The organism is Ruegeria sp. BB6 (assembly GCF_056539385.1).
The window spans coordinates 639,979-654,850 of record NZ_JBQFUW010000002.1; the positions used below are offsets into that span (position 1 = coordinate 639,979).

Genomic DNA, 14,872 nt, shown 5'->3' on the forward strand with positions numbered 1-14,872 from the left:
TTGCGCAGATTTATGCCGCTTTTTGCGCAATTCATGCGCAAAGAAAAACGCGGGCAGGGAATTGTGGGTCTCACAAGCCTGCCCGCGGAAGGAAGGGGTACGGAATAGTAGGTGCATGTGCGGCGCAGGCAAAGTAGAGCCGCACGGCCCACTCACCATGCACGGAGAGGTTGCGGCTGCAAACCGGGATTCACGACATACAATCTTTCCGGCTGGAATCTGCCCATCCGGGCAGGTCTCGCGCAGAAATGCGCCGACCGGCAACCCCCCATATTCCACTGAATCCGCCAGAGAATCCGCCCCGACACCGCGACGAACCTGCGATGATTTCCGAATTGCCACCCGGCCCGCTGATCCCATCGGACGGCGAGACGTGCTCTCGCAGAGATATGAGGCAGCGGCGCGCACGGTCAGCGAACTCCGTCGAAGATATCTGGAAAGGATAGTTTTGCGACATCAAGGTCTATCACCAGCAGCGCATCATAGCTGGCAGGGTCAAACGGATCCTCGGCTGGAACGACCTCACGCTCGAACAGCCAGCTCAGACGGCCAGCATCAAGGTTCCCGCGCTCGAACGGTTGATCCCCGAACTGGGCCCACAGCGCCTCAATGAAAGCAGCATCGGCGCGCCGGTCAGCAGGTTTGCGATCGCGGAACCGCTCACGTCGTGTCAAAGGCGTAACGCCTTTTGGGTTCGCCCGGCGAATTGTGAATTGATAATCCGTTCCGGCCAGTCGTCCCGGAAAACCGCGATGTTTTAGCATGTTGTCACCTCGCCTGCGAAAAAACGAGATAAGATAAGACAATTATGTCCACTGCCGGACGAAGCCATTTCGCGCACCTCCAAAGCCTCTGTGCTGTTCAGAAATGCTTTGACTGATTCAAGACTGTGTTTCACCGTCAAAGCCCCTCCCAGATACACTGCGACTGCTCCAGCCGGTAGGCTTCAAAAAACTGTGTGGCATCGGGGGACGCTCGACCGAATTCGGTGGGCCGATCAGACAAAGAGATAACAACCCGCGCCGGCACAAGTTCGTATTGTGCGACATAGGCAACTGCCAGCGTTTGGCACAAATGCTCCATATCCACCGAGGCGACATCGTAACCGATTCGCCCGACCTCGGCCCCGATCTTGGGCGCGACAAAACGAAAGCGCACCCACAGCTCACCCGGATTGGTGTCCAGCAGAACATCACTCAGGTGCACAGGCTGGCCAGAGGGAACAGGCAACAAAGCCTCAGAATCTGCGAACGTAAGGGAAGGCAAGCCAAGAAAGATCAGAATAAAGGCGCGATCCCGGACCCACCAAAGGCAGGCTCCTCTCTCCGGGATCGCGCGCGCATGGCTTGTGGCCCGCGCTTTCCAATTTCTGATAAACACATTCATTTAACAGCTTTGACCTCAAAGTCAAACTTGCCGCTAGGTAAGCCACCCCACCCGAATTCGCCTGCGGGCAGAATCCAGGTGGACTGGCTTGCTGACGGCGTTACAGCGGAATATTGTCGTGCTTTTTCCACGGGTTCTTCAGTTGCTTGTTCCGCAAACTTGCAAAGGCGCGGGATATACGACGGCGGGTAGACTGCGGCATGATCACCTCATCAATGAAGCCGCGTTCAGCCGCCACGAACGGGTTGGCGAAACGATCCTCATAGTCCTGCGTGTGCTGAGCGATCTTTTCCGCATCGCCAAGATCGGCGCGGTGGATGATCTCGGTCGCACCCTTGGCACCCATCACAGCAATCTCGGCCGTTGGCCACGCATAGTTGAAATCGCCGCGCAAATGCTTTGAGGCCATCACGTCATAAGCCCCGCCATATGCCTTGCGGGTGATCACTGTGACTTTGGGTACAGTAGCTTCACCATAGGCGAACAGCAGCTTTGCGCCGTGCTTAATGACACCGCCATATTCCTGTGACGTTCCGGGCAAGAAGCCCGGCACATCCACCAGCGTCAGGATCGGAATCTCGAAGCAATCACAGAAGCGCACAAACCTTGCCGCTTTGCGCGAGCTGTCGATGTCGAGACACCCGGCAAGAACCATAGGCTGGTTGGCCACAACGCCAACGGTCTGCCCTTCAAGCCGGATAAAGCCAGTGATGATATTCTTGGCGTAGTCTTCCTGAATTTCGTAGAAATCGCCCTCATCCGCCACCTTGGTGATGAGCTCTTTCATGTCATAGGGCGTGTTCGGATTGTCTGGTATCAGTGTATCCAGCGAGGTTTCTACACGGTTTGGCTCGTCAAAAAACGGGCGAACCGGCGGTTTTTCGCGGTTGTTGAGCGGCAGGAAGTCGACCAGACGGCGAACCTCGGCCAGAGCCTCGACATCGTTATCGAACGCGCCGTCCGCGACCGAGGACTTCTTGGTGTGGGTGGACGCTCCGCCCAACTCCTCGGCCGTGACGACCTCATTGGTGACTGTTTTCACAACGTCCGGGCCAGTTACGAACATGTATGACGTGTCTTTGACCATAAAGATGAAGTCGGTCATCGCAGGGCTGTAGACTGCGCCACCAGCGCAGGGCCCCATGATCACGCTGATCTGAGGCACGACGCCCGAGGCCATGATGTTGCGCTGAAACACCTCGGCGTACCCAGCCAGCGACGCCACGCCTTCCTGAATTCGCGCCCCGCCCGAGTCGTTGATCCCAATCACGGGGGCACCATTCTGGATCGCCATGTCCATGATCTTGCAGATTTTCTGCGCGTGCGTCTCTGACAGGGATCCGCCAAACACTGTAAAATCCTGACTGAACACATAGACCATACGGCCATTGATGGTTCCCCAACCGGTGACAACGCCGTCGCCTGCAGGCTTTTGGTTTTCCATCCCGAAATCGGTGCAGCGATGGCTGACGAACATATCGAACTCTTCAAAGCTGCCTTCGTCTACAAGCAGCTCAATCCGCTCGCGCGCAGTCAGCTTTCCACGCGCGTGCTGAGCGTCGATACGCCTTTGTCCACCCCCAAGCCGGGCGTCGTTGCGGCGGTCCTCAAGTTCGGTCAGGATGTCTTTCATGACGTTGATCCCCTATGAAATTTGGCGGGACATTATACGCATCACCCCCTGGACCAAAGCGACTTTCGGCAAATTTGCAAATCTTTGGCAATAATCTTATGGGAAATTGTAAACTTGCTAATCTCAGACAGAAACCAGCAAGTCGGATGGTAATTGCAAACAGGCCCTTTATACACATGAACCATGCAGTTTAGCTCATCCCAGGCGCGACGCTCGCCCCCCTCAATTGCCACGCTTGTCCTACTGTCGGGGCTGTCTGCGCTTAGCCTGAACCTGTTCCTGCCCAGCTTGCCGAATATGGCCCTGTATTTCGATGCCGACTACAAGGTCATGCAACTGTCGATCGCCCTTTACCTTCTGGTCAACGCGGTCCTTCAAATTCTCATAGGTCCGATTGCGGACAAAGCCGGGCGCAGGCCCGTTCTTCTCTGGGGGCTTGTGCTGTTTCTGCTTGCGACCCTCGGAAGCATCTACGCCCCGAACGTACAGGTCTTTTTGGCCTTCAGGATGTGCCAGGCGGTCATCGTTGTTGGGATGGTCCTAAGCCGGGCTGCGGTCCGCGACCTTTACGATCAAGACCAGGCCGCCTCGATGATCGGCTATGTCACGATGGGAATGGCCGTCGTCCCGATGATCGGACCAGCCATCGGCGGAATGCTGGAGGAGAGCTTTGGATGGAAGGCAAACTTCTGGCTGCCCTTCGCGCTCGGCGTACTCACACTGCTGCTTATTTACATGGATTTTGGCGAAACAGCAGCCAAAAGCGGCAAGACATTGGGCCAGCAATTCCGGGAATATCCCGAACTACTGATGTCCCCACGGTTCTGGGGCTATTCCCTGTCATCGGCGCTGTCATCCGGCGCATTTTTCGCCTATCTGGGCGGTGCCCCGTTCATAGGCACAGAGCTGTTCGGCCTAAGTGCATCCGAGGTTGGCATATATTTCGGCGCCCCTGCGATCGGGTACTTTGTGGGCAACTTCGTCAGCGGCCGCTACTCTGTCCGGTTTGGTATAAACCGTATGGTTCTGTGGGGATGTATATTGAACGCCGCTGGCGTCGTACTGTCAGCACTAGTGTTCCTTGCCGGCCTCGGAACCGCCCTTAGCTTTTTCGGTTTCATGACGTTCGTTGGCGTTGGAAACGGCATGACCATCCCGAACGCAACCTCTGGAGCTTTGTCCGTGCGCCCCCACCTCGCGGCCACAGCATCGGGCCTGAGCGGGGCAATCATGCTTGGCGGAGGCGCCGGGCTCAGCGCCCTTGCCGGAACGCTGCTAACCCACGAAACCGGTGCAATGCCCCTGCTTTGGTTGATGCTGGCAACCGCGGTTCTGGCTGTATGCGCAATTGCCTCGGTTATTCGGCGCGAGCGGGCCTTGGGCCTTTGACGCGACTTGCGCCCAAGGATTTGCAAAGTTAGCTTGGCGCAACGGAAAAGTTGCAAAGGCACGCGATGGCGACCCAAAAGCTGTACGCAGGAGCGAAACTGCGCGAAATGCGCACCCGGCTGGCTCTAACCCAAAAGGAATTCGCAGCCAAGCTGGGCGTATCCCTGCCCTATCTGAACCAGATGGAGAACAACAACCGTCCGATCTCGACAACGGTTGTCCTGGCGCTGGCGCAAGAGTTTGGCATGGACGTCACCGAACTCAGCACCGGCGATAGCGAACGACTGGTGTCTGACATGCGCGAGGCTCTGGCCGATCCCGTCTTTGATGACGCCATTCCACCCCTTGCGGACCTGCGCCTTACGGCGTCGAACGCCCCTGCGCTGGCCCGCGCGTTCATTGCTCTGCATCGCACCTACCGCCAAACCCACGAAAGGCTGGCGTCACTGGACGAAGCATTGGGCCGAGAGGACGCGCAGATTCAGGCAAGCCCGTGGGAAGAAGTGCGCGACTTCTTTCACTATTGCGACAACTACATCGACGCCGTCGATCGCGCAGCCGAGAGGTTCTCGAGCCGCGCTCAGGACGCCAGCAGCATACGCACAGCGGCAATAGACAGCCTTGGCCAACGCGGTATCCGCGTACAGTTCCCGGACATCGAGGCGACACGCAAATACGACGCGGACAGTAAAACGCTGTTCCTTTCGTCGCGGACTACGCCTCAGACACAGGTCTTTCAACTTCTGCTGCAAGTCGCGTTGATCGAACAGGATAAACTACTCGAAGCCACGCTGGATTTCGCCAAGTTTCAAAGCGAAGAAGCCCGTTCCATCGCCAAGATCGGGTTGGCAAATTATTTCGCAGGCGCTTCACTGATGCCATACAGCGCGTTCCTAGCTGCGGCACAGGAATACCGGCACGATCTGGAATTGCTGAGTAACCGGTTCGGCGCATCAATTGAACAAGTCGCACACCGCCTCTCTACGCTGCAACGCCCGGGCGCCAAAGGAATTCCCTTTTTCTTCGTGCGCGTGGATCAAGCCGGGACGATCACCAAGCGTCACTCTGCAACACGCCTGCAATTCGCCCGGTTCGGAGGGGCGTGTCCCCTCTGGAATGTCCACCGCGCGTTTGAAACACCGGGCCACTTCCTCAGGCAGCTTGCTGAAACCCCTGACGGTGTTCAATACATCTCATTGGCTCGGGACGTATCCAAATCCGGCGGCTCATTTGGGGCACCGGTGCGCCGCTACGCCATTGCCCTTGGGTGCGAAGTAAGACACGCCGAGGCGCTGGTTTACGCGGACAATCTGGATATCAACAACGACAGCGCCTATGAACCTATCGGCATCTCTTGCCGCATCTGCGAACGGCAGAACTGCCACCAGCGGTCGGTGCCACCACTCGAAAGACGACTTTCCATAGACGCGCATACGCGCGGCACGCTGCCCTATGAAGTCACCTGATCTTCACCTGGCGTGAAAATATCCCGGGGGAGTCGCGGCCTGCCGCGACGGGGGCAGAGCCCCCGCCCCTTTTTCTCAGCCCTTAGACAAGATCGCCCAGATCTCGTCCTTCAAGGCCGCGCGCTTTTTGCGCAGTTCACCCTCAGCCAAATCTTCCATGGGCTCAATGTTCGTTTCCGCGCGATGCACGACGCGGTTGATCTCGTGATACTCCTCTGCCAGTCGCGCAAAATGAGCGTCCGTCTGCTTGAGCTGGCTCATCAGCTCGACTTTTTCTGGAAACTCTTCGGCCAGCTCGTGCGGGGTGTGGGACATTCCTGTTCGCTCCTTAAATATGTCGTTGCGATTCAGGTCTATAAGTTTTTCCCACTCCCCTCTTTGACGCGGATCAAATCAGCGCTGCTCAGAAGCCCATTGAGGATGAATCCAAGGACGGTCATTCGCCTTGGGCAATGGGTCTTTGCCCAACAGATGGTCCGACACCTTTTCCCCAACCATAATCGACGGGGCATTCAGGTTTCCGTTCGTAATCTGAGGGAAAACCGAACTGTCCGCTACACGCAGACCGCCTACACCGATCACTCGGCCTTCGGGGTCAACCACCGCCATCTTGTCATCCGCACGCCCCATCCGACAGGTACCACAGGGGTGATACGCGCTTTCGGCGTGCTCAGCGATAAAGCCGTTCAATTCCTCATCGGTCTGAAGGCCCGCCCCGGGCTGGATTTCCTTTCCGGCAAAGGGCTTGAATGCCTCCTGACCGAAAATCTCGCGCGTCAACCGAATGCAGGTGCGGAAGTCGTCCCAGTCCTGCTCGTGGCTCATGTAGTTGAATTGGATTACCGGCGCGTCCTCTGACCGGTTTGAACGCAGCGTGACCGACCCGCGCGACGGAGACCGCATCGGCCCCACATGCGCCTGGAATCCGTGCCCCTCGGCCGCTGCCTGACCGTCATACCGCACGGCGATGGGCAGGAAATGGTACTGAATATCGGGGTACTCGACGCCCGGCTTCGACCGGATGAACGCGGCGCTTTCAAACTGGTTCGACGCGCCCAGACCGGTTTTGGTGAACAGCCATTGCGCTCCGATCAGACCTTTGCTGACCAGATTCCAATGCTTGTAAAGCGTGATAGGCTTCAATGACGCCTGCTGGATATAAAGCTCAAGATGGTCCTGCAGGTTTGCCCCTACGCCCGGCCGGTCCGCAATGACTTCGATCCCATGCTCTGCCAGTTGCGCTGCGGGGCCGATGCCGGACAACATCAGCAGCTTGGGCGAGTTGATCGACGATGCTGCCAACACCACTTCGCGACGGGCACGGATGATCTCTTTCTTGCCGCCTCGGATCAGTTCGACCCCGGTTGCCCGTCCGTCCTCGATCACGACCCTTGAGGCCAGACCACGCACGATATCGCAGTTTTCGCGCTTGAGCGCAGGCTTCAGATAGGCATTGGCCGCCGACCAGCGCCGTCCTTTCCAGACGGTCTGCTCCATCGGGCCAAAGCCTTCCTGCTTTTCGCCGTTATAATCGCCTGTGACTTCGTAGCCCGCCTGCTGCCCCGCATCGACGAAAGCCTGAAAAAGCGGGTTCGCGCGCGGTCCGCGAGATACGTGCAGCGGACCATCCGTGCCACGCCACGCGGTGTCTCCACCGTGACCGCCATCGTGCCATGTCTCCATACGTTTGTAATATGGCAGCACATCTGCATAGGACCACCCGTCAGCCCCCATCTCGGCCCATGTGTCGAAATCACGAGCGTGGCCGCGCACATAGACCATCCCGTTGATCGAAGACGACCCACCGATCACCTTACCGCGCGGACAAGCCAGACGACGGTTGTTGAGATACTGCTCAGGTTCGGACTCATAACCCCAGTCGTAGCGAGACATATTCATCGGATAGCTCAGCGCCGCTGGCATCTGGATGAAAGGTCCAACATCCGTGCCGCCATGTTCGATCACCAGAACCGAGGCTCCGGCCTCGCTTAGTCGATATGCCATCGCGCAGCCTGCGGAACCTGCGCCGACGATGACGAAATCTGCTTCCATAATTACGACTCCTTGCCCCGCCGCGCCAATTCCCAAGGCTCCGGTCGGGAGTGTTCAAACGGTCAAAAGGTTATTCGCCGCGCGGGAAGCGCTGACTTTCCTCGACGATGTTCAGATCCATGTGGTTGCGCATGTAGCGCTCGGATGCCTTTTGCAGCGGCTGGTAATCCCACGGGTAATAGCCCCCCTGCCGCAGCGCCTCGTACACAACCCAACGGCGGGCCTGGCTTGCGCGGACGTCCGCGTCAAAGCTGTCCAGATCCCAGCGTGCCTCGGACTTGGCACGCAGAGTTTGCAGGGTGCCTGCGTGCTCGGGCTTGTCCGCGAGGTTCTCCAACTCGTGCGGGTCGGCCTCAAGGTCGAAAAGCTGATCGGGGTCCAGCGCACAGCGGTTGTACTTCCACTTGCCATAACGCAGCGAAACCAACGGGGCATAAGACGCCTCGGCCGCGTATTCCATTGCAACGGGGGCGGTGCGTTCAGCACCCTTGGCCAGTGGCACAAGGTCCGACCCATCGGTCCACGGCGCGATCTCGGCCATATCGACACCTGCCAGCGCGCCCAGCGTAGGGGTCACGTCGATGGTTGAAACAGGCGTATCAATTCGCCCCACCGGAAGGTCAGGGGCTGAAATCATAAGCGGCACACGCGATGAGCCCTCAAAGAAGGTCATCTTGAACCACAAACCCCGTTCGCCCAGCATGTCGCCGTGATCGGACACGAACAGGATAATTGCCTCTTGGCGGGTCGTTTCCAGCACCTCGAGAATCTCGCCGATTTTATCGTCTAGATACGAGATATTCGCGAAGTAAGCGCGCCGTGACTTGCGTATGTCTTCCTCGGTGATGTCAAAACTGTGCCAGTCGTTTGCATCAAAAATCCGTTTGGAGTGCGGATCTTGATTGTCGTAGCCGAGGTCGGCAACCTCTGGCAGCAGATGCTCGCAATCTTCGTACAGGTCCCAGTATTTGCGTCGCGCCACATATGGGTCGTGCGGGTGAGTAAAACTGACGGTTACGCACCAAGGACGCTCATCTTTGCCACGTGCCAGATCATACAGCTTGGCCTTGGCGTTGTAGGCGACCTCGTCGTCATATTCCATCTGGTTCGAGATTTCGGCCACGCCTGCACCCGTCACCGATCCCATGTTGTGATACCACCAGTCGATCCGCTCACCTGGCTTGCGATAATCCGGGGTCCAGCCGAAATCGGCCGGGTAGATATCGGTGGTCAGGCGGTCCTCGAACCCGTGCAGCTGATCAGGCCCGACGAAATGCATCTTGCCAGACAGACAGGTGTAATACCCAGCCCGGCGCAGATGATGCGCGTAAGTCGGGATGTCACTACGGAACTCAGCCGCGTTGTCGTAAACGCCTGTCCGAGAGGGCAACTGGCCAGACATGAAACTGGCCCGCCCCGGCGCGCACAAAGGCGAAGCCGTATAGGCATTGGCAAATCGAGTTGAACGCTCAGCCAGCTTTTTTAGGTTCGGAGCATGAAGCCAGTCAGCGGGACCGTCTGGAAAGAGGGTCCCGTTCAACTGATCCACCATCAGGATCAGAATGTTTGGTTGTGTCATTTTTCAGCCTCAAGGAAGGTGTTGAGCACCCGGATGGCATGATTGACGGCCAGTTGCGGCTCTTCCGGGGCGCTCAGCGCGGCGCGGATGTAAAGGCCGTCAATCAGCGCAATCATGTTTTCAGCCGCCTCGACAGGATCAGCAAGCATTGGACGCAGGGCGAAAATCAGGTTCGACCGGATACGCGACTGATAGATTTGCCAAAGGCGCAGCGCATCGTCGTTTGTCTGGGCCAGCACATAAAAGGTCATCCACGCGGCAATCACGTCCGGCGTGAAGCAAGACGGCGCAAAACATGATCTGATGATGGCCTGCGCGCGTTCATTCGGGGCAGCAGCCTTAAGCTCATCGCGGGCCTCGGCCCCGAAGTCTGACAGGATACGACGCATGGCAGCCAGAAAAATCTGGTCTTTCCCACCGAAATAGTGATGCGCCAACGCACTGGACATCCCGGCGCGTTTCGCGATCTGGCTGACGGTCACGTCGAGAGATTTTTTCGCCCCAAGCTCGGCGATCGTTGCCTTAACAATCGCGTCACGACGGATTGGCTCCATTCCGAGTTTCGGCATCACGACCCCTCACCTGCTACTGGTGCAAAAAAGCTAGGGGGTTTTTATTGACTCGTCAATCAATAACGTTTTCTCGCGTGCGAAACAGCTAAAGTTTGGGCGCGATACTGGGGGTCGTCAAGCTGCTTCGGTTCAGTACAGCTTCGCGCCATGCGATAAAACTGACCGCCGATAGAATCAGAGTGCCGCCGGCGACAACCCAGATGTCCACGCTTTCGTGGAACACCAGCGCTCCAACCAGTGTGGCCCAGATCAACTGTAGGAAGGTGACCGGCTGCGTGACGGCCACTGGCGCAGCCTGCAGCGCGAGGGTCATGAAATAGTGGCCTAGGGTCGCGAAACTGGCGACGAGGAACAGAATTGCCAGATCATACACACTGAGCGGTTCCCAGACCGCAGCAGCGAACGGAATAAGCGCAACCGTTACCCAGATCGACATATGAGCAACCACAACAGACGGCGGCAAATCCCGCACAAGGGTTTTGGCTAAAAGATACGAAGCTCCCAGCATCAGTGAAGTAAACAGCATCGTCAAATGCCCAGCTGATATTTCGCGGAACCCGGGTCGCAGGACGATGGCAACCCCTATCAAAGCAACGCAAATCGCCGCTATTCGACGAAACGCCAGCTTTTCGCCCAGAAACAGCACCGCGCCCAGAGTGATGTAGACCGGGGTCATGTAGTTCATCGCTGTAACCTCGGCCAAGGGAATCTGGGTCATCGAAAAGAACCACAGCATGACCGCGACAGCGTGGACGACTCCGCGCACTCCGAACAGAACCAGGTGCCTGCGGGTAAAATGAGTCGTTACGATCAGCCGCAGCGCAGGCAACAAAAAGATCAGCCCAAACGCGAACCTCAAAAACGCCGCTTGAATGGGATGCACGGTTGATCCCAGCGACTTGACCAGCGCTGTCATAACGACAAACGACAACCCGGCGGAAAACATCCAGAACATGCCCGCGACGGGGCGATAGGGGGCGGCTAAAGTTGACATGTTAACGGTTCAACACCGAATTGCCGGCGGGGACAAGCCGTTACATCGCCAAAAGCTTTGCCGCGATCGCCAGCATGACCACCCCAATCACCACGTCCAGCGCCTGCCACGCCCTTGGTCGCGCAAATATCGGCGACAACGCTTTTGCGCCGAATCCCAGAGAAAAGAAGAACACGAAACTGGACAGCATCGCCCCCAATGCAAATGCCAACCGGTCCTCGTACTGAGCGGAAATTGAGCCGATCAGCACCACGGTATCCAGATAGACGTGCGGATTAAGCCAGGTAAACGCAAGTACCGTAGCCAGCACCGATCTCAGGCTTGCGCTGTGGCCCTGATCGACCCGCATCGCGGCTCCGCCCTTCCAAGCAGAGTTCAAGCTGCGCAGCCCGTACCATGTCAGAAAAAGCGCGCCGCCATAGCGCATGAGCGTTTCAAACCAAGGCGCTGCCTGCGCCAAAGTCCCGAACCCGGCAACCCCCGCTGCGATCAAGACAGCGTCCGAGACCGCGCAGGTCAGGCACACAGGCAATACGTGCTGCTGCCGCAATCCCTGACGCAGAACAAAGGCATTCTGCGCACCGATGGCAAGGATCAGACTAAAGCCAAGCGCAAAGCCAGCGATCAGGGATGTGGACATGGAACCTCCTGCATTTGTCACGTTGACTACGCCCAACACAGCGCCCTATCAAATTAAAGATGTTGACCTCAGTTAAGTTTGACTAATGATACTCGACCCCAATCACCTGACCGCTTTGTCCGCCATTCTGCGTCACGGCAGCTTTGAGGCGGCGGCCTCGGACCTTTCGGTAACGCCGTCAGCCATTTCGCAGCGCATCAAAGCGCTGGAGGATCGCGTCGGTGCAGCCCTGATCAATCGCGGCACACCTTGCACTGCAACGCCTGCGGGCCTGCGTATTGCGCAACATGCCGAAGATATCGGCTTGCTCGAGGCAAAACTCGCCCGCGAACTGACGCTGGATCAAGACTCTGGCCCAGCTCGGGTTCGTATAGCCGTGCCCGCAGACAGTCTTGCGACGTGGTTCATCTCGGCAATGGCAGAAGCTGAGGGTCTGCTTTTTGATCTGGTCATCGACGATCAGGACTATTCGGCCGAATGGCTGCGGCGCGGAGAAGTCAGCGCGGCAATAACCGTTGGAGGGCAACCTGTTGCGGGGTGCGATTCCGTTGCCATTGGCGCACTAAGGTATCTGCCCACGGCCAGCCCGGAATTCCTGCGTGAATGGTTCCCGGACGGAGTCAACGAATCCAGCCTGAGCCGCGCGCCATGCCTGACCTTCAACCGCAAGGACGGCCTGCAAAAAGCATGGATCGCGCAGCAGACAGGCCGCCGAATTTCGCCGCCTTCTCACTTTTTGCCTTCGTCGCAGGGGTTCGTCGACGCGGCAATCGCCGGACTAGGTTGGGGTATGAACCCGGTTGGCTTGGTCGAGCCTGCCTTGTCGGACGGCAGGCTAGGCGTCCTCGTACCTGACGCACCGCTGGATGTCCCGCTTACGTGGCAGGTCGGGCGTATTCTGGCCCCCGCTGAAACCATTGACCACCGCGGTTCTTGGATGTGCTGAAAGCGCGCTGCTGCCCGTCAGCGAAGGCGATGGTTAGGACTGAACCGGTGCCTTGTCCTGCGGGATGGCAACACGGAAACACGCGATGGCTGCGAACAGGCTGACGATCACGATAAACAAGATCGCCCAGGCTACTTCGTGCATATGGGCGACCCCAGCTAGGGCGGCCGAAAGGATAACCCCGGAAATTCGACAGATGCTCTTGATCGCAGCGGCACCTTTCACCCGCTGATCCTTGGGCGCAACATCAAGAAAATAAAGCTTGCGCGCGCCACTGATGCCCGTAACGGCCACGGTAACAATGAACAGAGCAACGGCGTGCAAGTGAACGTCGTGATCCATCCCTAAATAGTGGACAGACAACAGCGCGGCACCTGTCAGGGCCACCAACAGATTTCCCGCCACCATGACGGTGCGATGCGATTTCATGTTCACCAGCTGCCACAACGGGGCCGATACAAGGTAGCCCGATGCCGATGAGACGATCATTGCGGTCAAGCCCTTGGCGGACGTGTGATGCGCCTCGGCTGCGATCAAGGCAAAGAACGGGACAGAAAGGGAAACCGCGACAAGAGGCAAGCGCATGACAAGATAGCGGCGGAACCACGCCTCACTGAACATCGCAGCAATATCCGTGAAATTCTCAATGAACTTCCTCTGTTGTGCTGGTTTTTCTTTGTCGACTTCCTCGCGGATGGAATCGCCCTCGGCCATTGCCAGAATGGACAGGCCAGATAGGACAAAGAAAGCCACCGACACCGCGATAATTGCGGAATGGCGCGAAAATGGCGGGTTTTCCTTCGTGACCTCGTGCACCAGCAGCGCCAGCCCTATGGCGCCCAACCCTCCGACGCCAAGCTGCAGATAGTGCATGACCATCCGGGACTTGGACTGCAGATGGTCGCCCAGAAGATCCGTGTACATCAGCGACTGAATTTCTTCGATCAGGCCGATCAGAAAGAACGCTGAAACAAAGGCCAAGGCTATCAACGGAACAATACCTGTCGCAGCGATCGCCAGCGCCATGACAAGACACGCCCCGATTGCGATTTCCGTCATGGCAATGCCACGCTTTTTGCGTTGCCGCGCAGAAATCGGCTGCGCCAGGAACACGTCGGAAATCATACTGCCGCACATCCGCACCGATACCAGCGCACCCGCGACAAACATCGGCAGTTCCAGCGAGACCGCCAGAAACGGTAAAACGATGGAAGGGCTGCCCAAGGTCCACGCAACCTGAGACAAAATACTCTGCCCGGCCAGAACAGGTATGTTTCTTTTCGCGGCGTCCGAGGAGCTTTTCGTCATGCACTCGTTCGTGTGAAGACCCTGAGCGGCCTTGGAAATCCGCCTTGGGATGATTGCGTTTCAACGCAGCTTACCGGGTATGGCGCAACCGGCCAAGCAAACAAAAAACCCGGCCAAAGGCCGGGTTCTTGAAAGGTCTTGCAGGTCGGATCAGAGCTGAGCCATAACCTCGTCCGAAGCCTCGAAATTGGTCGTTACGCGCTGTACGTCATCGTCGTCTTCCAGCGCATCCACCAGCTTCATCAGCTTTTGCATGTCGTCCAGACCCAGTTCGGTGGTCGTAGTGGGTTTCCAGACCAGCTTGGTCGACTCGGTCTCGCCCAGTGCGGCTTCCAATGCGTTGGACACGTCATTCAGATCGGTATCGGCGCACCAGATGATGTGACCCTCGTCCGAGCTTTCGACATCTTCGGCACCCGCCTCGATCGCCGCTTCAAACACGGTATCAGCGTCGCCTACGGTCGCGGGGTAAACAACTTCGCCCTTGCGCTCAAACATGAACCCGACCGAGCCAGTCTCGCCAAGGTTTCCGCCATTCTTCGAGAAGGTCGAGCGCACGGTCGACGCGGTCCGGTTCCGGTTGTCGGTCATCGTCTCGACGATCACGGCCACACCGTTCGGGCCATAGCCCTCGTACCGGATTTCTTCGTACTCGTCGCCTTCACCTGCGACAGATTTCTTGATCGCGCGGTCGATCACGTCCTTGGGGACCGAGTTCGACTTGGCTTCCTTAACGGCCAGACGCAGGCGCGGGTTCTTGTCGGGATCGGGGTCGCCCATCTTTGCGGCGACGGTGATCTCTTTCGACAGCTTGGAAAACAGTTTGGACCGCGCGGCGTCCTGACGTCCCTTGCGGTGCTGGATATTGGCCCATTTGGAGTGGCCTGCCATGATGCGTCCTCGTGAT

Annotated in this window: 14 protein-coding genes; 3 read left to right on the forward strand and 11 right to left on the reverse strand. The window is 57.8% G+C overall.

Features of this window, described 5'->3' with window-relative positions; translation table 11 throughout:
• Window positions 1–410: 410 nt before the first annotated feature.
• From ACR0B7_RS07555 to ACR0B7_RS07565, 3 genes are all read right to left on the reverse strand, one after another.
• On the reverse strand, window positions 411–764 hold the full coding sequence (locus ACR0B7_RS07555) for a hypothetical protein (protein WP_170411130.1): 354 nt from the start codon (window positions 762–764) through the stop codon (window positions 411–413).
• A 136-nt stretch (window positions 765–900) separates the two neighbouring features.
• A complete protein-coding gene (locus ACR0B7_RS07560) occupies window positions 901–1,386 on the reverse strand; it encodes a DUF6497 family protein (protein ID WP_480681203.1) in 486 nt (161 codons plus the stop codon).
• Window positions 1,387–1,486: 100 nt separating this feature from the next.
• Window positions 1,487–3,019, reverse strand: coding sequence for an acyl-CoA carboxylase subunit beta (locus tag ACR0B7_RS07565; RefSeq protein ID WP_170576566.1), 1,533 nt, complete (start codon window positions 3,017–3,019; stop codon window positions 1,487–1,489).
• A 183-nt stretch (window positions 3,020–3,202) separates the two neighbouring features.
• Between ACR0B7_RS07565 and ACR0B7_RS07570 the strand changes: the two genes are divergently transcribed.
• On the forward strand, window positions 3,203–4,408 hold the full coding sequence (locus ACR0B7_RS07570) for a multidrug effflux MFS transporter (protein ID WP_170483976.1): 1,206 nt from the start codon (window positions 3,203–3,205) through the stop codon (window positions 4,406–4,408).
• Between the two features lie 65 nt (window positions 4,409–4,473).
• Window positions 4,474–5,874 carry a helix-turn-helix transcriptional regulator gene (locus tag ACR0B7_RS07575; RefSeq protein ID WP_170384510.1) on the forward strand — a complete coding sequence of 467 codons (1,401 nt, stop codon included), beginning with the start codon at window positions 4,474–4,476 and terminating at the stop codon, window positions 5,872–5,874.
• A gap of 75 nt (window positions 5,875–5,949) precedes the next feature.
• Here ACR0B7_RS07575 and ACR0B7_RS07580 read toward each other — a convergent pair whose 3' ends face one another.
• The 6 genes from ACR0B7_RS07580 to lysE form a co-directional block, all read right to left on the reverse strand.
• The gene (locus tag ACR0B7_RS07580) at window positions 5,950–6,189 is read right to left on the reverse strand and encodes an HP1242/YdcH family protein (protein ID WP_170483979.1); all 240 of its coding nucleotides are present in this window, start codon (window positions 6,187–6,189) and stop codon (window positions 5,950–5,952) included.
• Between the two features lie 78 nt (window positions 6,190–6,267).
• Entirely contained in the window at window positions 6,268–7,926 is a 1,659-nt protein-coding gene (betA, locus tag ACR0B7_RS07585) for a choline dehydrogenase (RefSeq protein ID WP_170483981.1), read from the reverse strand.
• 70 nt (window positions 7,927–7,996) lie between these two features.
• Window positions 7,997–9,505 (reverse strand): choline-sulfatase, encoded by a 1,509-nt coding sequence (gene betC / locus ACR0B7_RS07590; protein ID WP_170483983.1) that lies wholly within the window; start codon window positions 9,503–9,505, stop codon window positions 7,997–7,999.
• Window positions 9,502–10,074, reverse strand: coding sequence for a choline-binding transcriptional repressor BetI (gene betI, locus ACR0B7_RS07595; RefSeq protein ID WP_170411144.1), 573 nt, complete (start codon window positions 10,072–10,074; stop codon window positions 9,502–9,504). Before betI ends, betC begins: the two co-directional genes overlap by 4 nt.
• Before the next feature lie 88 nt (window positions 10,075–10,162).
• The gene (locus ACR0B7_RS07600) at window positions 10,163–11,071 is read right to left on the reverse strand and encodes a DMT family transporter (protein WP_170483985.1); all 909 of its coding nucleotides are present in this window, start codon (window positions 11,069–11,071) and stop codon (window positions 10,163–10,165) included.
• Window positions 11,072–11,111: 40 nt separating this feature from the next.
• On the reverse strand, window positions 11,112–11,711 hold the full coding sequence (gene lysE, locus ACR0B7_RS07605; protein ID WP_170483987.1) for an L-lysine exporter: 600 nt from the start codon (window positions 11,709–11,711) through the stop codon (window positions 11,112–11,114).
• Window positions 11,712–11,796: 85 nt separating this feature from the next.
• Here lysE and ACR0B7_RS07610 point away from each other — a divergent pair, with 85 nt between their 5' ends.
• Entirely contained in the window at window positions 11,797–12,657 is an 861-nt protein-coding gene (locus ACR0B7_RS07610; RefSeq protein WP_170576567.1) for a LysR family transcriptional regulator ArgP, read from the forward strand.
• A gap of 33 nt (window positions 12,658–12,690) precedes the next feature.
• Here the strand turns inward: ACR0B7_RS07610 and ACR0B7_RS07615 are convergent, their stop codons facing one another.
• Together ACR0B7_RS07615 and ACR0B7_RS07620 are read right to left on the reverse strand one after the other, a co-directional pair.
• Window positions 12,691–13,965 (reverse strand): MFS transporter, encoded by a 1,275-nt coding sequence (locus ACR0B7_RS07615; RefSeq protein ID WP_170483992.1) that lies wholly within the window; start codon window positions 13,963–13,965, stop codon window positions 12,691–12,693.
• Window positions 13,966–14,115: 150 nt separating this feature from the next.
• Entirely contained in the window at window positions 14,116–14,856 is a 741-nt protein-coding gene (locus ACR0B7_RS07620) for a YebC/PmpR family DNA-binding transcriptional regulator (RefSeq protein ID WP_170411159.1), read from the reverse strand.
• Window positions 14,857–14,872: the final 16 nt, after the last annotated feature.